Source organism: Pseudomonas sp. GW821-FHT02H09, from assembly GCF_059421425.1.
Map to the genome: position 1 here is coordinate 41,638 of NZ_JBWKVA010000032.1, position 23,365 is coordinate 65,002.

Here is a 23,365-nt window from a genome sequence, read left to right on the forward strand (position 1 = left end):
TCGCCACAGGTTAGCGTGCAACGCTCCTGGGTACGATCTTCTTCAGCAGCTGCCGCGCCTTGCCGGTCAGGCGTTTGAAACCTGAATCATTCGCCGGGTGGTTCAAGCCTTGCTGCTTGAGCCAGTCCTTCCAGCGAATCCGCTCATCGCGCACCAGCCAGCCGTCCTGCCGGGCAAAGCTTTCTGCCAGATACAGGCCACGAGTGCTGGCCGCGTATAGATGACCCTTTTTCAAGGTATAGAGCTCGGCCAAGGGCTCGCCATCCTCAAGCGGCATCAGATAAAGGTCAGGCCGTTTGCGGTCCAGGCGAGCGACCAGTTGATCACCCTCCAGACGCTCATCGACGTGGAACAGGCTCAGTGATTTGGCTTCTTTCGGAACATCCAGACGCAAGTCGTAAATCAACTGCAGCGAAGCCGTGGGCAGATGTACGTAGGCTCTTGGGCGTTCGATCAGTTGCATATTGGCGCAACGCACCGGCCGCGCCGCGCCGGAGAATGGCGTCAGGCGAAAGGGCAGGGCTTCGCGGTAATGCAGCGCGGTCGAATAAGGCGCCGGCAGCCAGGTGTCGTTGAAGCGCCCGCTGAGCCAGCCTTCAGGCGTTTCCAGCAGGCACTCTTCAGCGATCTCCTGAATCGCGGTGTGCAGCGGCAGGTTCAATTCGTGGGCCGGTACATAACCGGAGATCAGCTTGAGCACGACATCACCACGGTCCTGACGTCGTTGGCGAACCAAAACCCAGTAATCACGATTCTGCCAATGCAGGGTCAGACGAACCGATACCCCGAGGTTGGCCAGTTCGAGAGAAAAACGCTGGGCGTCAGCGACCATGACCGGGCGACGACGCTGCAGGGTTTGCGAAAAATTCAGCGGCATCCCGATGCTCTGATAGCTCAGGCCTTCGGGAGTCGCTTCGACGATCAGCGGCAGGGTTTTGAAGTTGCTGGGGTTCTTTCTAATGAGCGTGCGCGGCATCTCAGCTCCTTCCTGCGTCGGGGGCGGCCGCGGCGGCGGCGTCAGTTTCTGCGCAAAACCTGCGCGACAGTCGCCGCATTGTGGGCGAGGTGCAGCGGATTAATGGTCCCGACAATAGCACTGGCAACACCGGGATGCTCAAACAGCAATTGGAAGCTGGCGCGGACCGGGTCAACACCCGGGCTCAAGCAGGCATGACCGCTGGCCAAAGCCTTTTTCACCAGAATGCCTTTGCCGTGTGCGGCAGCATAGTCGATGACCGGCCGCTCAGCCTGTTCGTTGAGATTGTAGGTGACCATGGCGCAATCGCCTTGCTCCAGAGCCTTCAAACCACCTTCGACGGTCTTGCCGGAAAAGCCGAAGCCATGAATTTTGCCTTCACGTTTGAGCTCGGCCAGGGTCTGGTAGACCTCGCTGTCGTTGAGAATGGCCAGGTCGTTGCCGTCCGAGTGCACCAGCACCAGATCGATGAAATCGGTTTCCAGGCGTTGCAGGCTACGCTCGACCGAGAAGCGCGTGTGTTCGGCGCTGAAATCGTGGTGCGACAGGCCGTCGGCGAACTCCTCGCCGACCTTGCTGACAATCACCCACTCTTGCCGCTGGCCGCGCAGCAACGGGCCGAGTCGCTCTTCACTGCGGCCATAGGCCGGGGCGGTGTCGATCAGGTTGATACCCAGGTCGCGAGCCAGTTTGAGCAGCATTCGTGCTTCGTCATCGTCGGGAATCTGGAACCCATTGGGATACTTCACCCCTTGGTCGCGACCCAGTTTGACGGTGCCCAGGCCCAGCGGCGAGACCAGCAGGCCGGTGCTGCCAAGTGGGCGATGCAGGTCGTGCAAGGTGGCCTGGCTCATGGCAACAGCTGCTCCCAGACGGCTTGTGCCATCGGCGGCTTCGGCAGTTCGGGCAAGGCCGCCGCATGGCTTGGCTGAATGCCGTCGCGGTCCAGCGCGGCCAGGACGCGATCGGCGAAGTCCGGCGCCAAAGCCAGTTTGGTTGGCCAGCCCACCAACAGACGATCCTGTTCGGCGAGGAAGGCATTGTCTGGACGGGTCAGGCCCGATTGCGCCGGCTCCGCCCGATCAACCCGCAAGGTCGCCCATTGCGCCTGGCTCAGGTCGACCCACGGCAGCAGATTGCCGAGCTCTTTCTGCGCCGCAGTGATTTGCGCAGCCGGTTCACGGGCGACGCCTTCGGCTTCGGCGATATCACCACCCAGATACCAGACCCACTGGCCATCGGCCGCCGGGTGCGTGGTGACAGTGATTCGCGGCTTCGGCCCGCCACCCAGGCAGTGGGCGTACAGAGGTTTGAGGGTCGGGCCTTTGACGATGATCATGTGTAATGGCCGACGTTGCATCGCCGGCTGGCTCAGACCCAAAGCCGCGAGCAAGTCGGCATTGCCGGCGCCAGCACTGAGGACAATGCGTTGCGCGCGGATTTCCCGCCGATCGACCCGCAGTCCGACCAGTTCGCCGTTTTCCACAAGAGGCTCGATTGTCTGACCGGCCAGCAGGCCATCACCGGCCAATTGGGCCAGGCGCTCGATAACACTCGGCACGTCGACCACCAACTCCGCCAGCCGATAGACCTTGCCCTTGAAGCGGCGGTCTTGCAGCGCTGGCGGCAGTTGATCGCCCTTGACCTGATCGACCCTGCCGCGCACGGCTTTACTGGCGAAAAAACTGGTGAGATTGCCGGCAATCGTGCCGGGGGACCACAGATAGTGGGCTTCGGAGAGCAGGCGTACACCGGACAGGTCCAGCTCGCCGGTACCCGCCAAGGCTTCGCGCCAGCGGCGTGGCATGTCGGCGATGGCTTCAGATGCGCCGGTCAGCGCGCCGTGCAACGCGTACTTGGCGCCGCCGTGAATGATCCCTTGAGACTTCACGCTTTGCCCGCCGCCGAGGCTGGCGCTTTCCACCAGCACAGTCGAAAAGCCCTGGCGACGCAGGCGCGCGTTCAGCCAGAGGCCGGCAATCCCGGCGCCGACAATCAGAACGTCGGTGGAAATAACGGATGGCATGCGGCGACCTCAGTGTTCAGACTAGGGGCGCAGTATACAGATTCATATTCACCGGATCCCCCTGTAGCAGCTGCCGAAGGCTGCGTCCGGCTGCGCAGCAGTCGTAAATGGTTTGAATTCGGTCTGCCAGCAACACCGGATTACACTGATTGCAACCGCTTCGCGGCTGAACGCTGCCTTCGTCAGCTGCTACGAAACTGCATAGCGTTGCTGCTTTTTCAGTGCCCGGCAGTTTTCGAGAACAGCTGGATCACCACCACCCCCAGAACGATCATTCCCATGCCGACGACTGCCGGGATGTCGAGTTTTTGCCCGTAGATAAACAGCGCCGCGATGCTGACCATCACGATGCCCATGCCGGCCCAGATCGCGTAGGTCACACCGACCGGGATGCTGCGCACTACCAGGGTCAGCATCCAGAAGGCGATGCCATAACCGACGATGATCAACAGCAGGGGGAGCGGAGTGCTGAGGCCTTTGACCGCTTTCATCGAAACAGTGGCGATCACTTCGGCGCAGATGGCGATGGCCAGGTAGTAGTAAGCGTTCATGGGCGGTTCCTCGTGTTTTGGCCTGCTTGATGAGGTCGGCATTCTAGAGACTGTGGAGATGGGGTAAAGTCATTACCTATCTGATTTGAAGATGGGTTGAGTGATGAGCATTCAGTGGAATCTGGAGCAGATGCGGCTGTTTGTCAGCGTTGCCGAGCAACGCTCGTTTTCTGCAGTGGCTCGCGACCAGCGCAAGGCACAGTCGGCGGTCAGCAGTTCGATTGCGATGCTGGAAGCGGATCTGGGCGTAAGCCTGTTCGAACGCAGCAGTGGCCGCCAGCCGCGTCTGACCGAGGCCGGCAGCGCGTTGCTGGAAGAGGCGCGGGAAGTCTTGCGCCAGTGCGAACGCCTCAATGGCCGGGCACTGGCGCTGATGCGCGGTCAGGAAGCGCGTTTGCGCCTGGCCCAGGACGAAGCGATGCCTTTTCAGCCAGTGCTCAACAGTCTTGAGGCGTTGGCCGAGCGTTTTCCCGGCGTTGAAGTACAACTGGCCAGCGGTGCTCAAGGTGACGTGGCGCGCAAGCTGGTTGAGCGGCGCGCCGACCTGGGTTTGCTGTTTCACCACGAGCACATGCCCGAAGCCCTGGAGCGTCGGGCTCTGGGTAGCGTTGAGATGGTCACCGTGTGTGCGGTCGGGCACCCGCTGGCGAACGAGAAGCACGTCAATCGCCAACAGTTAGCGCGGCATCGGCAATTGCTGATTGCCCCGCAGTTGAGCGGATATCCAGGCGGCGAGCAGGTCAGCCCGCAGGTCTGGCGCGCCGACAGTTTCTACGTGATGGCCGAATGGCTGATGCGCGGTCTGGGCTGGGCCTGGTTACCGCGGCACGTGGTGCAGTACCCGGCGTATCAGGGGCAGATGGTCGAGCTGGTCAGCGAATGGACCCCGCCGGCGCTGGTGGTGGAGCTGGTCTGGCGCCGCGACGAGCCCCTTGGTCCGGCCGCACGCTGGCTGGCGGAACGTTTTGCCGTGCACTTGCAGGCGATCGGCTAAAAAACCGATAAACTCCGCCGCCATGAATAGAACTCTATACACCTTGCTGTTTTATCTCGGGCTGCCATTGGTGGCGTTGCGTCTGTGGCTAAGGGCGCGCAAGGCGCCGGCCTACGCCAAGCGAATTGGCGAACGCTTTTCCATTGGTTTGCCAACCCTGCAGCCGGGCGGGATCTGGGTGCACGCGGTTTCCGTGGGCGAAAGCATTGCCGCCGCACCGATGATCCGAGGCTTGCTCGAACGTTACCCACAGTTGCCAATCACCGTGACCTGCATGACCCCGACTGGCTCGCAGCGGATCAGCGAGATGTTCGCTGGCGAACCGCGAATTCAACACTGCTATCTGTCTTACGACTTGCCATGTGCTGCGGCACGGTTTCTCGAACGGGTCCAGCCGAAACTGGCGGTGATCATGGAAACCGAGCTCTGGCCCAATCATATTCATCAGTGCGCCAAACGCGGGATTCCCGTGGCGCTGGCCAATGCACGGTTATCGCAGCGTTCGGCCAGGGGCTATGGCCGTTTTGCAAAGCTGACTCAGCCGATGCTTGGCGAAATGAGCTGGTTCGCGGTGCAGACCGAGGCTGAGGCGCAGCGTTTTCGTGATCTTGGTGCGCGGCCTGACACGGTCGAGGTGACCGGCTCTATCAAGTTCGATCTGAGCATCAATCCGCAATTGCTGGCGCGCGCCACCGACTTGCGCCGCCAATGGCAAGCCATGGAACGTCCGGTGTGGATCGCCGCAAGTACCCACGAAGGTGAGGATGAGGTGGTGCTGGCGGCCCATCGACAGTTGCTCGCCAGCCATCCGGATGCGTTGCTGATTCTGGTGCCGCGTCATCCGGAAAGGTTCAACCCGGTGTTCGAGTTGTGTCAGCGACTGGGTTTTACTACCGTACGCCGCTCCTCGGCTGAACCCGTCACCGCGACCACCTCAGTGTTGCTCGGTGACACCATGGGCGAGCTGCTGTTTCTCTATGCGCTGGCGGACAGTGCCTTTGTCGGCGGCAGCCTGGTGGCCAGCGGCGGGCATAACCTGCTGGAACCGGCCGCGCTGGCCAAACCGGTGCTGAGCGGCCCGCACCTGTTCAACTTCCTCGAAATCGCTGCACTGTTGCGCGAGGCCGGAGCGTTGCAGGAAGTGGACGATGCGCATGGTTTGGCGGTAGCAGTACAGCGGCTGTTCGAGTTACCGCACGATGCGCAGAAGATGGCTGAGGCGGGACTCAAGGTGATGCACGCCAATCAAGGAGCGCTAAAGCGCTTGCTGGATGGGTTGGGGAGGTTGATGCACTAGGGCCGAGCATCGCCACAAAAAGCCCGCTCGGCTCCCGCCGCAAAAATTCAATACCCGGGATTAGCCTTGAGCTGCTCCTGTGCGGCCTTGGCCAGGTCCGGTGGCAGGAAGTCTTTGTCCGGGTTGTAGTCGGCTTTCAAGTAGCGCGACAGATCCTGCAAATCCCCTGGGTTCAACGTCCCGGCCGCCTGTTTCAGGCGCAGGTTGTCGAGGATGTAATCGTAGCGCGTGTTGTTGTAATTGCGTACCGAGGTGTAGAGCTGGCGCTGAGCGTCCAGCACGTCGAGGATATTGCGCGTTCCCACCTGATAGCCGATTTCCGTGGCTTGCACTGCGCTCTGGTTGGAGATGATCGACTGACGGCGTGCCTGCACCTGCTCGACGTCGGTGTTTACCGCCCGGTGCAGGTTGCGCGTGTTCTCCACTACTTGCCGGCGCAGGGCTTCACGTTGCTGTTCAGTCTGGCTCAGTCGCGAATAGGACTCGCGAACCTGCGAACTGGTCAGGCCACCGCTGTACAACGGAATATTGAGTTGCAGACCGACGGAGCGTTGCTCGACGTTGCCACCGAATGGCTGGCCAAAGGTCGGGTTGCTGAAACCGAGGGCGTCGTTGTCGCCTTTCTTGTACTGCGCAACTGCGTCCAGTGTTGGCGCATGACCGGCCTTGCGCTGTTTGAGGGTCTCCTCGGCTGCGCTGACCGCGTAGTTGCTGGCCAGCAGATTGAGGTTCTGTCTGGCGGCGGTGTCGACCCAGGCCTTGGCATCGTTCGGCGTCGGCGCCAGCACTGGCAGGGTGTGAACGATGCCTTGAATCGAGTTGTACTGGCGGTTGGTCAGGGTGATCAGCGCTTCGAAGGCATCTTCCACCTGGCGCTGGGCAAGAATCCGGTTGGCGCGGGCGGTGTCGTAGCTGGCTTGCGATTGCAGGACGTCGGTCTTGTCCGAGAGGCCGACATCAAAGCGCTCGTTGGATTGATCGAGTTGGCGCTTGAAAGCAGCTTCTTCGGCCTTGGTCGAGGCCAGGTTGTCCTGGGCGCGCAGCACGGCGAAGTAGTTCTCGGCACTTTGCAGGATCAGGTTCTGTTCGGTCGCCGAGAGTTGCAGCAATGCCTGTTCGTTGACCGCTTCTGCAGCTTGCAACTGGAACCAGCGGTCGGCGCGGAACAGCGGCTGGGCCAGGGTCGCCTGATAGACGTTGGCGCTGCGGTTGGCGGTGGTGGCCGGCTGGTCGAATTGCGTGCGCACGTCAGTCACGCTGGCCCCGGCCGAGAGGTTTGGCAGCAGGCCGGCGCGGGCCTGGGGCACAACTTCTTTACGCGCGTCGTAATCGGCGCGAGCGGCAGCGATGTCGGCGTTGTTGTTCACCGCTTCCTGGTAGACGCTGACCAGATCGGTTTTGGTCGTTAAGGGCGCTTCTGCTGCCCAGGCCATTCCATTGGACGCACAAGACACGGCGAGGGCCAGTGAGAGTTTGCGCAGCATGAGGCGATCCCTAGAGTGAATATTACGACAATAATTTAAACGCCAAGGCTACGGCGCGCAGTGCAGAGCGTCAAGGCCAGGGTGCCGCGTAGCGAGTGTAGTGGTGCAGGCTTGTGGCAACAATCCTGTAATTGCGCCATTCATCACGCTGTTTACACCGGTATTGGCGTTCTGAATGAGTTCTGTCTAGACTGACCGGGTTCTTGTCGGGGTGCCTTGTTATGAGGCTGAGATCGGATAATTCCGGATCCCGTTGAACCTGATCAGGTTAGCGCCTGCGTAGGGAACAAGATTTCTCGTCCTGCGGCGAGTCCTCTTGTGCTTCGTCCGGGATGTTGTTCGACAATCGAACACCCCTTGAGCACTGAGCACAGCACCATCCGCTAGTTTTTTCGGCGACAGGTGCGTCCATTCGTTACAGGTTCGCTCCGACAAAAATCCACTGCCTGGATGTTGTCTGGAGAGCCCGTGATGAGTACAAAATCAAAAAACGCCACCAATCTGAGTGAGTCGGCCAAGGTCGATGAACAGTCGGTTCAGCCCTTTACCCGCTCGCAAAAAATCTATGTTCAGGGCTCGCGCCCGGACATTCGCGTGCCGATGCGTGAAATCACTCTGGACGTGACGCCTACCGACTTCGGTGGCGAAATCAACGCGCCGGTCACCGTTTATGACACCTCCGGTCCGTACACCGACCCCAATGTCGTCATCGACGTGCGCAAGGGGCTGGGCGATGTGCGTTCCGCCTGGATCGACGACCGTGGCGATACCGAGCGTCTGGCCGGTCTGAGTTCCAACTTCGGCCAGGAACGCCTCGCCGACCCGGAACTGACCAAGTTGCGTTTTGCCCACGTCAACAACCCGCGCCGCGCCAAGGCGGGTGCCAACGTCAGCCAGATGCACTACGCCCGCAAAGGCATCATCACCGCCGAGATGGAATACGTCGCCATCCGCGAAAACATGAAGCTGCAGGAAGCGCGCGCTGCCGGTCTGTTGACCCAGCAACACGCCGGCCACAGCTTCGGCGCCAGTATCCCGAAAGAAATCACCGCCGAATTCGTGCGTGAAGAAATCGCCCGCGGCCGCGCGATCATCCCGGCCAACATCAACCACGTCGAACTGGAACCGATGATCATCGGCCGTAACTTCCTGGTGAAGATCAACGGCAACATCGGCAACAGCGCTTTGGGTTCGTCCATCGAAGAAGAAGTGGCGAAACTGACCTGGGGCATTCGCTGGGGTTCGGACACCGTCATGGACTTGTCCACCGGCAAGCACATTCACGAAACCCGCGAGTGGATCATCCGTAATTCGCCAGTGCCGATCGGTACCGTTCCGATCTACCAGGCGCTTGAGAAGGTCAACGGCGTGGCCGAGGACCTGACCTGGGAGCTGTTCCGCGACACGCTGATCGAACAGGCCGAGCAGGGCGTCGACTACTTCACCATCCACGCTGGCGTGTTGCTGCGCTACGTGCCGATGACCGCCAAGCGCGTCACCGGGATCGTCTCCCGTGGCGGCTCGATCATGGCCAAGTGGTGCCTGGCGCATCACAAAGAGAATTTCCTCTACACCCATTTCGACGAAATCTGCGAAATCATGAAGGCCTACGACGTCAGCTTCTCGCTGGGCGACGGCCTGCGTCCGGGCTCGATTGCCGACGCTAACGACGAAGCGCAGTTCGGTGAGCTGGAAACCCTCGGCGAGCTGACCAAAATCGCCTGGAAGCACGACGTGCAGTGCATGATCGAAGGCCCGGGCCACGTGCCGATGCAGTTGATCAAGGAGAACATGGACAAGCAGCTGGAGTGCTGCGACGAGGCGCCGTTCTACACCCTCGGCCCGCTGACCACCGACATCGCTCCGGGTTACGACCACATCACCTCCGGTATCGGTGCGGCGATGATCGGCTGGTTCGGTTGCGCCATGCTCTGCTACGTCACGCCGAAGGAACACTTGGGCCTGCCGAACAAGGATGACGTGAAGACCGGGATCATTACTTACAAGATCGCAGCCCATGCGGCGGACTTGGCCAAGGGACATCCGGGCGCGCAGATCCGTGACAACGCCTTGAGCAAGGCGCGTTTCGAGTTCCGTTGGGAAGACCAGTTCAACCTCGGTCTGGATCCGGACACCGCGCGTTCGTACCACGATGAAACCCTGCCGAAGGATTCGGCCAAGGTTGCGCATTTCTGCTCCATGTGCGGGCCGAAATTCTGCTCGATGAAAATCACCCAGGAAGTCCGCGAATACGCGGCCAACCAGCGGATTGAAGCGGTCGATGTAGATGTGGCGCAAGGCATGGCAGAACAGTCCGAGCGATTCAAGAAAGAAGGCAGTCAGCTGTACAAAAAAGTTTGATCCAGTAGCCATGATCGTTCCCACGCTACAGCGTGGGAATGCCTCACGGGACGCTCTGCGTCCGCTTCGGCAATGACGCGCAGCGTCATAGGCTGTGTTCCCACGCAGAGCGTGGGAACGATCAAACGCACATCTTTCCTCCGAGATAACACCCTTGAGCATTCCAATCAGCACCTATTCTCCTGATCGCGCTGTGCCTCTGGCGCAACGCGTGTTCGGCGCGCGTGATCTGTTTTCCCTGTGGTTTTCCCTCGGCATCGGCCTGATGGTCTTGCAGACCGGCGCTTTGCTTGCGCCAGGCCTGGGCCTGTCCGGTTCGTTACTGGCGATTTTTCTGGGCACCGCGGTAGGCGTTCTGCTGCTGGCCGCGGTTGGCGTGATCGGCAGCGACACGGGTCTGTCGTCCATGGCTGCACTCAAGCTCAGCCTTGGCACTCGCGGTGCGAGCCTGCCGGCGGTGTTGAACCTGCTGCAACTGATCGGTTGGGGATCGTTCGAAATCATCGTCATGCGCGATGCTGCCAGCCTGCTCGGTGCGCGGGCTTTCAGCGACGGCAGCCTGTTGGCTAATCCGTTGCTCTGGACCTTGGCGTTCGGTGCCTTGGCGACCTTGCTTGCGGTGAGCGGGCCACTGACCTTTGTGCGGCAGATCCTGCGCAAATGGGGTATCTGGTTGCTGCTGGCGGCCTGCACCTGGTTGACCTGGAACCTGTTTGCCAAGGCCGATCTGGCTGCGTTGTGGGCTCAGGCCGGTGACGGTTCGCTGCCGTTTGCAGTGGGTTTCGACATCGCCATTGCCATGCCGCTGTCCTGGTTGCCGTTGATTGCCGACTACTCGCGCTTTGGCAAGCGCGCCAAAAGCGTGTTCGGTGGCACGGCGCTGGGGTTCTTTATCGGTAACTTCTGGCTGATGAGCCTGGGTGTTGCCTACACCCTGGCGTTCGCGCCGAGCGGTGAAGTGAATGCCTTGTTGCTGGCGCTGGCCGGTGCTGGCCTGGGGATTCCGCTGCTGCTGATTCTGCTGGACGAGTCAGAAAACGCCTTCGCAGACATTCACTCGGCAGCGGTGTCCAGCGGGATTCTGTTGCGCTTGAAAGTCGAACATCTGGCGTTGTCTATCGGCGTCATCTGCACGCTGATCGCGTGCTTCGCGCCGTTGGCGCAGTACCAGAACTTCCTGCTATTGATCGGCTCGGTATTCGCGCCGCTGTTCGGTGTGGTGCTGGTGGATCATTTCATTCTGCGCAAGCGCAGTGTACAGCTGGTGTCATCGGCGTTGCGCTGGCCGGCACTGTTGGCCTGGTTGGGCGGGGTGAGCACCTATCACCTGCTGGCCAATCTCTATCCCCAGATCGGCGCAACCCTGCCGTCACTGGTACTGGCAGGGCTGTTGCAGTTCGTGCTGGGCCGGGCTTTCAGCTTCGGCCGGGAAACAGCTCAGGCTTGAGAATGCCGCTCAGGCGCGGGTAGGGGATATTCAGTTCGATGTGGCCCAGTGCATAAGGCGCAATGGTGGACACCTCGTATTTGAGGATCACCCCGCCGTTGGTCAGTGCCACATGCGGAGTTTTCTGGAATGGCCAGCTTTTCACAAACTCAGGCTCCTGATCCAGCCTGGTGTTGATCAGCCAGCTGTTGTGAGCCACCTGCACGGCCTTCCAGAACGCCTCTTCCTGCCCCGGCAGCAACATATCCGACAGATTCAGCACCTTGTGCTGCTGGCGCGAATAGTTGATGAAGCCACGTCCCGGCTGACCCTGGACATCGCCAGTGTCCAGATAGCTGGATAATTCGATGATCACCAAGCCGTCATGCTGCTCACGTACCTTGGCCTGTAAATAGCTGCCGTGGCGGCTATCGGATTCACGCAGGAACTGCTCCCGGTAAGCGTTCAGCGACGCCGGGACCGGTGCATCCGGCGAGGTGCGGGTCAATTGCAGCAGGCGCTTTTCAATGATGCCGTCCAGTTGCGGTTCGGCAGGGAACTGCAGCGTATCGATGTTCACCAGCGGGCAATCTGGGGTGTTACAGCCTGGTTTGATCTGCTCTTGAGCGTCGCGTTTGGTTTCCAGCGGTGCCCGATAGTTGGGCTGAAACAGGCTTTGACATGCACCCAGAGTCAGGGCGATACAGGCCATGGAGGCGATTTTAAGCAGCGACATGAGCGTCCTTCATAAACCAGAGAAAGGCAAAAGTTACCGGCTTCGACTGTCAGCGGAGCAGTCAGTTCGCCGCGAGGTCGTGTTGGCGTTGAATGACTGCGTGACCGTCATTACGACCTACGCTAATTAGAGTTGGTTTGTAGTCAGCCGTCTATCCCGGCGACTGGAAAGGAGCTGCATCAATAGGCGAGAGCGCGTTAGGATGGCGCGAAGTCGAGGGGGAGCCTCGGATCGGACTGCAGGAATTAGGATTGATATGACTGACTTTGCCAACGCCACTCCGACAGCCGTCGATATCGTTCGGCGCGAGAAATGCTTTCAAGGCTTTTATCAGCTTGATCGCGTACATCTGCGCCATGAGCTGTTTGCCGGCGGTATGGGTCGTGAGATCAGTCGTGAAGTCTTTGTTCGCCACGATGCAGTCTGTGTACTGCCTTACGATCCGCAGCGCGATGAAGTGGTGTTGATCGAGCAATTTCGCGTCGGTGCACTGGGCAAGACGGCCAATCCATGGCTGATCGAGCTGGTAGCTGGTCTGATCGACAAGCAAGAGCAACCGGAAGCAGTTGCTCACCGCGAAGCGCAGGAGGAAGCTGGGCTTACGTTCTCCGCACTCTGGCCGATGATCAAATATTTTCCGTCGCCAGGTGGCAGCACCGAATACGTACACCTGTTTCTGGGGCGTTGTAACAGTACTGGGGCCGGCGGCTTACATGGGCTGGAGGAAGAAGCAGAAGATATCCGGGTGACGGTCTGGGCGTTCGAAGATGCCCTGCAAGCCGTGCGCGACGGACTGATTTCCAACGCGGCAAGCATCATTGCCCTGCAATGGCTGGCTTTGAACCGCGTTGAAGTGAGGGGGTTATGGTCGTAAACAAGTTACGCGATCGCTACCGGGTCGACCTGGTCGGGCTGCAAGCCTCCTGTGAGGCGAATTACGCGCGCTTGATGCGACTGTTGCCGGACATGCGTAACCAGCCTGTCGCACGGCGGATTGCCGTCACCCAGGGCGACCAGATGCTCGGCGTGCTGGCGCTGGAAGTGCTCCAGGCCTGCCCTTACACCACTACTTTGCGAGTGCGCCAGGAACACAGCCTGCCATGGCTGCCGATCCCGCAACTGGAAGTTCAGGTCTATCACGACGCGCGCATGGCCGAAGTCATCAGTGCCGAAAATGCCCGGCGCTTTCGCGGCATTTATCCATACCCCAATGCGTTCATGCACCAGCCGGACGAGAAGGCCCAGCTCAATGTGTTCCTCGGCGAGTGGTTGAGCCATTGCCTGGCCTGCGGCCATGAGTTCGAAGCTGTGCGATAGATGTGAACTGCGTCCGCTTCGCAGGTTTCCCCTTTTCGGTTTCCCCAGCATAATTGCGCCATTCATCCAATTTCGTGATCACGCCCTGGGAGAACGCCTTGCCGAGCGTATCCACTCTGCCCACCACCGATTCCGTGTTGCTGGTGCAGCTCTCTGACAGCCATCTGTTCGCCGACGCAGAAGGGACGTTATTGGGCATGAATACCCGCGAGAGCCTGCAAAAGGTCATCGAGCTGGTATTGGCGCAACAACCGCGAATCGATTTGATGATCGCCAGCGGCGACCTGTCCCAGGACGGTACGCTGGAGTCTTACCGGCAATTTCGTGAGATGACCCGCCAGATCGCCGCGCCAGCGCGCTGGATACCCGGCAATCACGATGAGCCCCTGGTGATGGCCGAGGCGGCCACCCAGAGCCAGTTGCTCGAGTCCGTGGTGGATATCGGCAACTGGCGGATTACCTTGCTGGACTCCGCAGTGCCGGGCTCGGTACCGGGGTATTTACAGGATGAGCAGTTGCAGTTGCTCGCCCGATCCTTGAGCGAAGCTCCAGAGCGCCATCATCTGGTGTGTTTTCACCATCACCCGGTTTCCATCGGTTGCGCCTGGATGGCGCCGATCGGTCTGCGCAATCCTGAGGCGCTATTTGCGGTACTTGACCGTTTCCCTCAGGTTCGCGCAGTGCTTTGGGGGCATGTACACCAGGAAATTGATCAGCGGCGCAATGACGTGCGTCTTCTGGCTTCGCCCTCGACTTGCATCCAGTTCGAACCCGGCAGCGAAGATTTCAAGGTCGATGACCTCGCGCCGGGCTATCGCTGGTTGCGTTTGTTGTCGGACGGACGGCTGGAAACCGGGGTTGAGCGGGTGACCGGCTTCGATTTCCAGGTCGACTATGGCGGCAAGGGGTACTGACGTTGTAGCAGCTGGCGAAGCCTGCGTTCGGCTCGGTCCGCGTTCGGGCGCAGCAGTCGTAAAACCTGACGACACGGATCTTCAGAGAAGTCGGGGGGCATCGGACTAGCGAATCCTTCGGCCTCGAACGCAGGCTTCGCCAGCTGCTACGAGAGCCAGATACATCTCAGAGCAAGTCAATCTACGCCAGTCCCTGTAAACTGCCCCCCATCTTTGGCGATGCATAGCGGGAGCTCGCATGTCCGGTTCGATCCTGTATATCCACGGTTTCAACAGCGCGCCCGCGTCGAAAAAGGCCTGTCAGTTGATCAGCGTGATGGACAGTCTTGGCTTGAGTGAGCAATTGCAGGTGCCAGCCCTGCATCACCATCCGCGTGAGGCGATTGGCCAGCTGGAGCGGGCGATTGCCGAACTTGGTCGACCACTGCTGGTCGGCAGCTCCCTCGGCGGCTACTATGCGACTCACCTTGCCGAGCGCCATGGCCTCAAAGCCTTGTTGATCAACCCCGCCGTCAGCCCCCATCGGATGTTCGACGGATACCTGGGCAGTCAGAAAAACCTGTATACCGATGAAACCTGGGAATTGACCCACGACCATATAACGGCCCTGGCCGAACTGGAAGTGCCGGCGCCCCAGGACCCGGAGCGGTTTCGAGTCTGGTTGCAGACAGGTGACGAGACCCTGGACTACCGCCTCGCCCAGCAGTATTACCGAGCCTGTGCCTTGCGTATCCAGGCTGGCGGCGACCATGGTTTTCAGGGTTTTGCCGGGCAGTTACCGGCCCTGTTGAGTTTTGCCGGCATCGGCGCAGATCAGTATCAGGCGATCGATTTCACCGCACTGTGAAATCCCTGGCTCCTATTTTCATTGAACGACTAACGACGAGACCCCATGGCCACTCCCAGCGCTAGCTCTTATAACGCAGACGCCATCGAAGTCCTCTCGGGCCTCGACCCGGTGCGTAAACGCCCGGGCATGTACACCGACACCAGTCGGCCGAACCACCTTGCGCAGGAAGTCATCGACAACAGCGTCGACGAAGCGCTGGCCGGGCATGCGAAATCGGTGCAGGTGATCCTGCACGCCGATCACTCCCTGGAAGTCAGCGATGACGGCCGGGGCATGCCGGTGGACATTCACCCGGAAGAAGGTGTGTCGGGTGTCGAGCTGATCCTCACCAAGCTCCATGCGGGTGGCAAGTTTTCCAACAAGAACTACCAGTTCTCCGGCGGTTTGCACGGCGTGGGTATTTCTGTGGTCAACGCCCTGTCGACTCAAGTCCGGGTGCGCGTCAAGCGTGATGGCAACGAGTACCAGATGACCTTCGCCGATGGCTACAAAGCCACCGATCTGGAAGTGATCGGCAGCGTTGGCAAGCGCAACACTGGTACCAGTGTGTACTTTGCCCCGGATCCGAAGTACTTCGATTCACCCAAATTCTCCGTCAGCCGCCTCAAGCACGTACTCAAGGCCAAGGCCGTTTTGTGCCCGGGCCTGCTGGTCAGTTTTGAAGACAAGGCTACAGGCGAGAAAGTCGAGTGGCATTACGAAGACGGGCTGCGTTCCTACCTGGTGGACGCGGTCACCGAGTTCGAGCGTCTGCCGGACGAGCCGTTCTGTGGCAGTCTCGCTGGTAATAAAGAAGCGGTGGACTGGGCCCTGCTGTGGTTGCCGGAAGGCGGCGACAGCGTGCAGGAAAGCTACGTCAACCTGATTCCGACCGCTCAGGGCGGTACTCACGTCAACGGTCTGCGTCAGGGGTTGCTGGACGCGATGCGCGAGTTCTGCGAATTCCGCAGTCTGCTGCCGCGTGGCGTGAAACTGGCGCCGGAAGACGTCTGGGAGCGGATCGCTTTCGTCCTGTCGATGAAGATGCAGGAACCGCAATTCTCCGGTCAGACCAAAGAGCGCCTGTCCTCTCGCGAGGCGGCGGCGTTCGTCTCTGGCGTGGTCAAGGACGCGTTCAGCCTGTGGCTCAATGAGCACCCCGAGCTGGGTATGCAACTGGCCGAGCTGGCGATCAACAACGCCGGCCGTCGCCTCAAGGCCAGCAAGAAGGTCGAGCGCAAACGCATCACTCAAGGGCCGGCGCTGCCGGGCAAGCTGGCGGACTGTGCCGGGCAGGACCCGATGCGTTCCGAACTGTTTTTGGTGGAAGGTGATTCCGCCGGTGGTTCGGCCAAACAGGCGCGAGATAAAGAGTTCCAGGCGATCCTGCCGTTGCGCGGGAAGATCTTGAACACCTGGGAAGTTGACGGCAGCGAAGTGCTCGCCAGCCAGGAAGTGCACAACATTGCCGTGGCCATTGGTGTCGATCCGGGGGCGGCGGACATCAGCCAGCTGCGCTACGGCAAAATCTGCATCCTCGCCGACGCCGACTCCGACGGTCTGCACATTGCGACCTTGCTCTGCGCACTGTTCGTCCAGCATTTCCGCCCGTTGGTGGATGCCGGTCACGTCTACGTCGCGATGCCGCCGCTGTATCGGATTGACCTCGGCAAAGAGATTTACTACGCGCTGGATGAAGCCGAGCGCGATGGCATTCTCGATCGCCTGGTGGCCGAAAAGAAGCGCGGCAAACCGCAGGTCACCCGATTCAAAGGTCTGGGTGAAATGAACCCGCCGCAGCTACGCGAAACCACGATGGACCCGAACACCCGGCGTCTGGTCCAGCTGACCCTGGATGATTTCGCCGCCACCTCGGAAATGATGGACATGCTGCTGGCGAAAAAACGCGCCGGCGATCGCAAGTCCTGGCTGGAGTCCAAAGGCAACCTGGCCGAGGTTCTGGCTTGATGCGGAGCGGCTTCGCCCTGGCGTTTCTGTTGTTGGCGGCCTCGGTTGGGGCTGCGCCCCTGCCTGAACTGAAGATGCTCGCCGAGCATCCGGTCGAAGGCATGCACGGCGGCAACCTCTCCGGGCTGGCGCAGTGCGGTACAGAGCTATGGACGGTTTCTGATCGCGACGATAATCAGATCTATCGGCTCGATACCCGCGAAACCGTCTGGCAGGCCGAAACGGTGCGCATCGACGTGCCGCCAGTGCCGGACAGCGGGCTGCCCTGGGGGCTGCGCATGCGTACCTGGGCGGTCGCTCCGTTACGTGGCGGCAATCTGGATTTCGAAGGTATCACCTGCGACAGTGCCGGTAATCGCTATGTGGTCAGCGAGGCCCATGCAGCCGTTCTGCAAGTACCGCCGGTGGGTGCACCCGCGTGGTTGAAAGTCTCGCCGCTGATGGTTCGCCAGGCGCGTGCCAGCGGCATGCTGCTGCATTTCAATGCAGTGTTCGAAGGCATTGCCATCAATCCGGCCGGCAACCTGTTATGGCTGGCGGCCGAGCGTGAGCGCCGTGGTCTGCTGGTGGTGCATAAGCAGCAGACGGTCTGGGATTGCGACAGCAATTGTGTAGTGATGAGCGAAGGCGGGCTTGAACAACCGCCACCTCAGGTCAAAGCGACTGGCGGGCAACAAAAAGACTTTTCCGACCTGGTGTTCTACAAGGACAAGCTGTTTACCCTTGAGCGCATGGCTTATCGTATTTGTCGACGTACGCCGGCTACCGGCGAGATCGAGCGCTGCTGGTCGTTCGCCAATGACGCATTGATCGACAGTCGGCGTTACAAAACCAGATACGGCATGGCAGAAGCCTTGACCATCGACGATGACGGCGCCTGGATCGGCGTCGACAACGGCAGCTTTACCCGTGCCGATGGCGAGAAACGACCGATTGTCTGGCGCTTTGCCGCGCCGGCCGATGGCTGGAGCGCCAAACCATGAGTCAGCAACCGCCCGGCAAACGAGTCGGACGCGTGCTGTTGGTGCTGGCCTGGGGAGCTGGACTGTTTTTGGCGACGCGGTTTTTCGGGCAGTGGGAACAGCGTCAGGAAAACCCCAATGCTGTCGTCACCTCGCAACAAGGCGAGGGTTATATCGAAGTGAAACTGGTCGGCAACGGCCAAGGGCATTTTGTTGCCAGCGGCCAGATCAACGGCCAGCCGGTGGATTTCATGCTCGATACCGGGGCGACCGATGTGTCGATTCCGTCCGGACTGGCCGAGCGCCTTGCTCTGGAAAAAGGTGCACCGGTGACCTTGAGCACCGCCAATGGTCGCAGCGAGGGGTATCGAACCCGTCTTGATAGTCTGCAATTGGGCGATATCGTCTTGCGCGATGTCCGTGCCCTGGTGGCGCCAGGCCTGAGCGGCGAGCAAGTGCTGCTGGGCATGAGCGCCCTGAAAAAACTTGAATTTACCCAGCGTGGCGGCACCTTGCTGCTGCGCCAGACAACGAATTGATGAGGCCCGCATGAGTGACATCCTTGCAGACAGCTTAGATGGCGTAGAACGCCGATCGCTGGCTGACTTCACCGAAAATGCCTACCTCAACTACTCCATGTACGTGATCATGGACCGTGCCTTGCCGCATATCGGCGACGGCCTGAAGCCGGTACAGCGGCGTATCGTCTACGCCATGAGTGAGCTGGGGCTGGACGCTGACTCCAAGCACAAGAAGTCCGCACGGACCGTGGGTGACGTGCTCGGTAAATTTCACCCCCATGGCGACTCGGCCTGCTACGAAGCCATGGTGCTGATGGCACAACCGTTCAGCTACCGTTACACGCTGGTGGACGGCCAGGGTAACTGGGGGGCGCCGGATGATCCCAAGTCCTTCGCTGCCATGCGTTACACCGAGGCGCGGCTGTCGCGTTACTCCGAAGTGTTGCTCAGCGAATTGGGCCAAGGCACCGCGGACTGGGGGCCGAACTTCGACGGTACGCTGGACGAACCTCTGGTGTTGCCGGCCCGCTTGCCGAACATTCTGCTCAACGGCACCACCGGCATCGCCGTGGGCATGGCCACCGACGTGCCGCCGCATAATCTGCGGGAGGTCGCGGCGGCCTGCGTACGTTTGCTGGATGAGCCAAAGGCCACGGTCGAGCAGCTTTGTGAGCACATCCAGGGCCCGGACTATCCGACTGAAGCGGAAATCATCACGCCGCGCGCCGACCTGCTGAAAATCTATGAAACCGGCCGAGGTTCGGTGCGTATGCGCGCTGTATATCGCATAGAGGACGGCGACATCATCGTTACCGCGCTACCGCATCAAGTCTCGGGCGCCAAGGTGCTGGAGCAGATTGCGGCACAGATGCAGGCTAAAAAGCTGCCGATGGTCGCTGACCTGCGTGATGAGTCGGACCACGAGAACCCGTGCCGCATCGTGATTATCCCGCGCTCCAACCGGATTGATCTCGACGAGCTGATGCAACATCTGTTCGCCACCACCGAGCTGGAGTCCAGCTACCGGGTCAACGTCAATATCATTGGTCTGGACGGCAAGCCGCAGCTGAAGAACCTGCGGACCTTGCTGGTCGAATGGCTGGAATTTCGCGTCAACACCGTACGCCGTCGCTTGCAGTTTCGTCTGGACAAGGTTGAGCGTCGTTTGCACCTGTTGGACGGTTTGTTGGTCGCTTACCTCAACCTGGATGAAGTGATTCACATCATCCGTACCGAGGAGCATCCAAAAGCCAGGCTGATCGAGCGTTTCGCCCTGAGTGAAATCCAGGCCGACTACATTCTCGACACCCGCTTGCGTCAGTTGGCGCGGCTGGAAGAAATGAAGCTGCGTTCCGAGCAGGATGAACTGCTCAAGGAGCAAGCAAAGCTGCTGGCTTTGCTCGGCAGCGAAACCAAGCTGAAAAAGCTGGTGCGCACTGAGCTGATCAACGACGCCGAAACCTATGGCGATAACCGCCGCTCGCCGATCGTTTCCCGTGCCGAAGCCAAGGCGTTGTCGGAAAACGAACTGATGCCGACCGAGCCGGTCACCATCGTCCTGTCGGAAAAAGGCTGGGTGCGTTGCGCCAAGGGTCATGATATCGACGCCACCGGGCTTTCCTATAAAGCCGGGGATGGTTTCAAAACCTCGGCCGCCGGACGTTCCAACCAGTTCGCGGTGTTTATTGACTCCACCGGACGCAGTTATTCAGTGGCGGCCCACACCCTGCCATCGGCGCGGGGCCAGGGCGAGCCGCTGACCGGTCGTCTGACGCCACCGCCTGGAGCGAGTTTCGAATGTGTGCTGCTGCCCGAAGATGATGCGCTGTACGTCATCGCTTCCGATGCCGGCTACGGTTTTGTGGTCAAGGGTGAAGACCTGCAGGCCAAGAACAAAGCAGGCAAGGCGTTGCTGAGCCTGCCGAACAATGCCAAAGTGATGCTGCCGCGCCCGGTCAGCGATCGTGAACAGAACTGGCTGGCCTCGGTAACGACTGAAGGTCGTTTGCTGATCTTCAAAATCAGCGATCTGCCACAACTGGGCAAAGGCAAGGGCAACAAGATCATCGGGATTTCCGGTGAGCGTGTGGCCAGCCGTGAGGAATATGTTACCGATATCGCGGTTCTACCGGATGGCGCGACGCTGGTACTGCAGGCAGGAAAACGCACCTTGTCGCTGAAAGCCGACGACCTGGAACACTACAAAGGTGAGCGTGGACGCCGTGGTAACAAATTGCCGCGTGGCTTCCAGAGGGTGGATGCGCTGTTGGTAGAAACTCTCAATTAGGCTGTCTAGAGCGCTCGATCTGCGATTTAACCCGTAGATCGACGTTACAACGCTGGAGTCGCAGCGCATATTCACGGATGATATGCCCTTTCAAGCGCTGGCGTGGCTGAGCGTTCTTCAGGTTTTTTGAGTATTTACACTGTGGTTCGCCTTATGGCTGCCACTTGGATGGGATGATGATTGCTCTGCGCCTTCCTTTTATTTTTTTGCTCGCAGGCTTACTTGGCCTGGCGGGTTGCAGCGTACACCAGCCGGTGTCGCTGTATCAGTTGGACAGCGGAACTCCAACTCAACCAGCACAAAGCGCTGGTATGGCGGTATTGCTTGGCCCAGTGCTGGTAGCCGATTACCTGCAACGCGAAAGCCTGTTGCAACGCCAGCCTGATGGCAGCCTGCAAGCGGCGACCGACGGTCGTTGGGCGGGTAGCCTGTCCTCCGACATCAATCAGCTTCTGCTCAGGCAAGTGGCCGGGTATCTGGACAGCCAGCGCGTAGTGCTGGCCCCGGCAACCCTCGGTTTCACGCCGGATGTTCAGGTGCTGTTATCGATCACCCGTCTGGATTCGGGTGCTTCGCAGCCAGCGATTCTCGATGCTCAATGGCGTTTGATCGACCGTCGTGGCCAGGTTCGCGACAACCGCATCATTCACTTGCAGGAACAGCATGCTGGCAGCACAGCCTCTCAGGTTCAGGCCCAGGGTGTATTGCTGCAGCGCCTGGCCGAGCAACTGTCGGCGGCGCTCAAGCCGCTGGCCAATCAGCCGCCTGTAGCTGATGCGCCGCGCAAATCTGCACCTGTGCAGGTGAAGCCGGCCGAACAAGAGAGACAGCCGAAGATCCCGATGGCCTCGCCGGTCCGTACGGATATGGAAATGTTTCGGTTCTAAGGTGTTTGCTACAAAACAAAAGCCCGCATAGATGCGGGCTTTGTTGTTTCTGCACACCCCAGGACGCACAGATATTCATGCGTAGCCTTCGGCAACTGCTACAAGAGAGCCCTGTGCCGCCGCTCTCCTGATCAATAAAAAAGCCCGCAGCGATTACTCGTCTGCGGGCTTTTGCCTGGTGCTCTACCTGACTCAGCTCTTGGCTCGAGTCTCATGCATCCGCGCCAGTTGCCGTTCGAGCATCGATGGATAAGGCTCCATCAGACGCTCTACGCAGCAAGCGCCTTCGGGGCTGGCGATGGGCCGAATACGTGCGCGCTGGCGGATCAGCACGTCATCGCTGATCTTGCGTTCCACCAGCAGCAGGTTGCGGCTGTGTTGGGACAGGGCGAGGGCGTCCTGGGCTGTTTCGGTCAGCAGCAGATCAATCTGGCTCAGGGCGAAGAGTCCGTCACCCAGAGTCAGTCCAAGCTGCAGTTGCAAGGTGATGCCGCTGTCCGCGACTTCGATTTGCAGTGCATGGCCCAGTGCCCTGAGCAGCTCGCCACAGCAGATAGCGTTGGTCAGGTAATCGTCGCCGCTGTCTTCGCTGTGGAACAGCATCAGTGTGCTGCCGTCGTTCAGGGTGTGCAGTTCGCTTTGGTACAGCGAAGCCGCCTGGTCAAGGCAGTCGCGATAGCGCTCAAGCAGCTCCGTCAGACGCGCGCGGGGCAGACGACGCAGTTGATCCTGTGCGCCAAGTTGCACAGCAAGGACTGCGCTGTGCCGTGGCTGTGAAGGGGTAACCGGTTTTGGCACCTGTTTAGGCGCAGTCGCTACAGAGTGGTCACGCAGGTCGGCGAACGGGTCTTCCTCGTCCAGGTCGTCTTCTTCGGTGCTGACAATATGCCGTGGCGCTGGCTTGGGCGCGGCGACTGGTGCGGTTTCGTCGAAGCTCGGGTCGCGCAGATTGCGCACCTCGAACACCGGCTCGGCCTCTTCGGCTTCGTCGTAACCGCTGTCGTCGTAGTCCACTTCAGGCAACGGTTCAGGTTCGACTTTCTCAGGCGCGAAATTGGCGTGGAGCTGACGGGCCAGGTCACCGATTTCATCCTGACGCTGTGTCGCCGGGGTATGTTCGTCAATATCCCGTAACCAGACACGCAATTGCATCAGAGGTGTGGAGATATGCCGACCCAGGCGCAAACTCAAGGCCAGGGAGAGTGCCAGCAGAATCGCGCTGAGGATGCCCATGCTCTGCAGGCTGATGGTCATCGGCTGCTGGAACTGCTGCATATCGAGGCTGATTCGCAGGTGGCCGGCGGTCACGTCCTGGAAGGTGATCTTGGTCTGATACAGGCCTTCAGCCTCACCCAGCAGGCCGTTTTTCGGTCGCTGGCCAGCCTCGGCAAGAATCCGGTTGTCCACGCTATAGATTGCAGCGTGGGCCACCAACGGGTTCTTGGTCAGGTTGTTCAGCAGCACGTTGAGGCTGAGGATGTCGTTGGACACCAGCAGTTCGGTCGCTGAAGTGGCAGTCTGGGTGGTCAGGCTCTGGCCGAGGGCATCCGCCTGCTCGTGCATCGCCTGTTTGAACTGCAGACCCATCACGCAGGCATAGATCACCAGGGCCAAGGCGACGAGGATCACGTTATGGCTGGCAATGCGCAATGCGATCGGTACACGGCGGTGGCGCAGTGCCCGGAAGATCAGCAGAAAGAAGTTATCGGTTTTAACTGGCGTAGGCCGGTTCACTGAGCTCGGCTCTTTTGTCCGTGAAGTTGAGGCGCAGTATAGCGACAGGCCCTAGACCGGCAAAGCGCTGGCTGTGCCCGATGGTCACTGAATGT

20 protein-coding genes and 1 riboswitch are annotated in these 23,365 nt (G+C 60.1%); of the genes, 13 read left to right on the plus strand and 7 right to left on the minus strand.

All coding sequences use genetic code 11. The annotated features are described in order from the left end of the window. Positions 1-10: 10 nt before the first annotated feature. The 4 genes from AC07VR_RS29745 to AC07VR_RS29760 form a co-directional block, all read right to left on the minus strand. Positions 11-976, minus strand: coding sequence for a metal ABC transporter ATPase (locus AC07VR_RS29745; RefSeq protein WP_494993403.1), 966 nt, complete (start codon positions 974-976; stop codon positions 11-13). A gap of 41 nt (positions 977-1,017) precedes the next feature. Continuing rightward, on the minus strand, positions 1,018-1,830 hold the full coding sequence (locus tag AC07VR_RS29750; protein WP_495013403.1) for an aldo/keto reductase: 813 nt from the start codon (positions 1,828-1,830) through the stop codon (positions 1,018-1,020). Beyond that, positions 1,827-3,002: an NAD(P)/FAD-dependent oxidoreductase gene (locus tag AC07VR_RS29755; protein WP_494993405.1), complete on the minus strand. Its 1,176-nt coding sequence runs from the start codon at positions 3,000-3,002 to the stop codon at positions 1,827-1,829. Before AC07VR_RS29755 ends, AC07VR_RS29750 begins: the two co-directional genes overlap by 4 nt. Before the next feature lie 218 nt (positions 3,003-3,220). After that, entirely contained in the window at positions 3,221-3,553 is a 333-nt protein-coding gene (locus AC07VR_RS29760; protein ID WP_494993406.1) for a DMT family transporter, read from the minus strand. 109 nt (positions 3,554-3,662) lie between these two features. Between AC07VR_RS29760 and AC07VR_RS29765 the strand changes: the two genes are divergently transcribed. Both AC07VR_RS29765 and waaA read left to right on the plus strand, forming a co-directional pair. Next, a complete protein-coding gene (locus AC07VR_RS29765; protein WP_494993624.1) occupies positions 3,663-4,547 on the plus strand; it encodes a LysR family transcriptional regulator in 885 nt (294 codons plus the stop codon). Between the two features lie 22 nt (positions 4,548-4,569). Further along, positions 4,570-5,844, plus strand: coding sequence for a lipid IV(A) 3-deoxy-D-manno-octulosonic acid transferase (gene waaA / locus AC07VR_RS29770; protein WP_495013404.1), 1,275 nt, complete (start codon positions 4,570-4,572; stop codon positions 5,842-5,844). 47 nt (positions 5,845-5,891) lie between these two features. On the opposite strand, the gene AC07VR_RS29775 is transcribed toward waaA, so the two are convergent. Continuing rightward, complete coding sequence (locus tag AC07VR_RS29775; RefSeq protein ID WP_494993408.1) at positions 5,892-7,328, minus strand: TolC family outer membrane protein; 1,437 nt, start codon at positions 7,326-7,328, stop codon at positions 5,892-5,894. Between the two features lie 197 nt (positions 7,329-7,525). Beyond that, positions 7,526-7,631, plus strand: a riboswitch (TPP riboswitch). Positions 7,632-7,799: 168 nt separating this feature from the next. Here AC07VR_RS29775 and thiC point away from each other — a divergent pair. Both thiC and cytX read left to right on the plus strand, forming a co-directional pair. Beyond that, positions 7,800-9,689: a phosphomethylpyrimidine synthase ThiC gene (thiC, locus tag AC07VR_RS29780; RefSeq protein WP_494993409.1), complete on the plus strand. Its 1,890-nt coding sequence runs from the start codon at positions 7,800-7,802 to the stop codon at positions 9,687-9,689. A 154-nt stretch (positions 9,690-9,843) separates the two neighbouring features. Further along, complete coding sequence (gene cytX, locus AC07VR_RS29785; protein ID WP_495013405.1) at positions 9,844-11,136, plus strand: putative hydroxymethylpyrimidine transporter CytX; 1,293 nt, start codon at positions 9,844-9,846, stop codon at positions 11,134-11,136. Here the strand turns inward: cytX and AC07VR_RS29790 are convergent. Beyond that, the gene (locus tag AC07VR_RS29790; RefSeq protein ID WP_495013406.1) at positions 11,105-11,851 is read right to left on the minus strand and encodes an RsiV family protein; all 747 of its coding nucleotides are present in this window, start codon (positions 11,849-11,851) and stop codon (positions 11,105-11,107) included. The two genes, cytX and AC07VR_RS29790, sit on opposite strands and share 32 nt — an antisense overlap. 256 nt (positions 11,852-12,107) lie before the next feature. On the opposite strand from AC07VR_RS29790, the gene AC07VR_RS29795 reads away from it, so the two are divergent. The 9 genes from AC07VR_RS29795 to AC07VR_RS29835 all read left to right on the plus strand — a co-directional run bounded on the left by AC07VR_RS29795 (position 12,108) and on the right by AC07VR_RS29835 (position 21,536). Further along, positions 12,108-12,725, plus strand: coding sequence for an NUDIX domain-containing protein (locus tag AC07VR_RS29795; protein ID WP_494993412.1), 618 nt, complete (start codon positions 12,108-12,110; stop codon positions 12,723-12,725). Next, on the plus strand, positions 12,716-13,168 hold the full coding sequence (locus tag AC07VR_RS29800; RefSeq protein ID WP_494993413.1) for a DUF1249 domain-containing protein: 453 nt from the start codon (positions 12,716-12,718) through the stop codon (positions 13,166-13,168). The genes AC07VR_RS29795 and AC07VR_RS29800 overlap by 10 nt, the downstream gene beginning before the upstream one ends. Before the next feature lie 98 nt (positions 13,169-13,266). Then, positions 13,267-14,082: a 3',5'-cyclic-AMP phosphodiesterase gene (cpdA, locus tag AC07VR_RS29805; RefSeq protein WP_494993414.1), complete on the plus strand. Its 816-nt coding sequence runs from the start codon at positions 13,267-13,269 to the stop codon at positions 14,080-14,082. A gap of 238 nt (positions 14,083-14,320) precedes the next feature. Further along, positions 14,321-14,929 (plus strand): YqiA/YcfP family alpha/beta fold hydrolase, encoded by a 609-nt coding sequence (locus tag AC07VR_RS29810; protein ID WP_494993415.1) that lies wholly within the window; start codon positions 14,321-14,323, stop codon positions 14,927-14,929. Between the two features lie 45 nt (positions 14,930-14,974). Further along, positions 14,975-16,879, plus strand: a complete 1,905-nt coding sequence (gene parE, locus AC07VR_RS29815) for a DNA topoisomerase IV subunit B (protein ID WP_495013407.1) — start codon at positions 14,975-14,977, stop codon at positions 16,877-16,879. After that, positions 16,879-17,862 carry an esterase-like activity of phytase family protein gene (locus AC07VR_RS29820; protein WP_495013408.1) on the plus strand — a complete coding sequence of 328 codons (984 nt, stop codon included), beginning with the start codon at positions 16,879-16,881 and terminating at the stop codon, positions 17,860-17,862. Before parE ends, AC07VR_RS29820 begins: the two co-directional genes overlap by 1 nt. After that, the gene (locus tag AC07VR_RS29825; protein WP_495013409.1) at positions 17,859-18,380 is read left to right on the plus strand and encodes a retropepsin-like aspartic protease family protein; all 522 of its coding nucleotides are present in this window, start codon (positions 17,859-17,861) and stop codon (positions 18,378-18,380) included. The genes AC07VR_RS29820 and AC07VR_RS29825 overlap by 4 nt, the downstream gene beginning before the upstream one ends. A 10-nt stretch (positions 18,381-18,390) precedes the next feature. Next, positions 18,391-20,649 (plus strand): DNA topoisomerase IV subunit A, encoded by a 2,259-nt coding sequence (gene parC / locus AC07VR_RS29830; RefSeq protein WP_494993419.1) that lies wholly within the window; start codon positions 18,391-18,393, stop codon positions 20,647-20,649. 176 nt (positions 20,650-20,825) lie between these two features. Next, on the plus strand, positions 20,826-21,536 hold the full coding sequence (locus tag AC07VR_RS29835) for a PqiC family protein (protein ID WP_494993420.1): 711 nt from the start codon (positions 20,826-20,828) through the stop codon (positions 21,534-21,536). A gap of 192 nt (positions 21,537-21,728) precedes the next feature. Here AC07VR_RS29835 and AC07VR_RS29840 read toward each other — a convergent pair whose 3' ends face one another. Next, complete coding sequence (locus tag AC07VR_RS29840) at positions 21,729-23,270, minus strand: AhpA/YtjB family protein (RefSeq protein ID WP_495013410.1); 1,542 nt, start codon at positions 23,268-23,270, stop codon at positions 21,729-21,731. Positions 23,271-23,365: the final 95 nt, after the last annotated feature.